The following is a 217-nucleotide window of genomic DNA, read 5'->3' as shown; positions in this document are numbered from 1 at the left end:
GTTCAGCTTCTTCGCGAAGGCCTGCCTGGCGAGGATGATGCCGCCGCGCGGGCCGCCGAGGGTCTTGTGGGTCGTGGACGTGACGACGTCCGCGTACTCGACGGGATTGGGGTGCAGACCCGCCGCGACCAGACCCGCGAAGTGCGCCATGTCGACCCACAGGTACGCCTCGACCTCGTCGGCGATCCGCCGGAACTCGGCGAAGTCCAGCTGCCGC

At 69.6% G+C, this 217-nt stretch carries 1 pseudogene; it reads right to left on the bottom strand.

What is annotated here, in order from left to right:
* Positions 1–217 (bottom strand): annotated as a pseudogene (locus ADL12_RS29860) (serine hydroxymethyltransferase); the annotation flags it as partial.

Source organism: Streptomyces regalis (assembly GCF_001509475.1).
Lineage (GTDB): Bacteria > Actinomycetota > Actinomycetes > Streptomycetales > Streptomycetaceae > Streptomyces > Streptomyces regalis.
The sequence above is the reverse complement of the archived record's forward strand: the minus strand, read 5'-3'. Positions and strand labels throughout refer to the sequence as shown.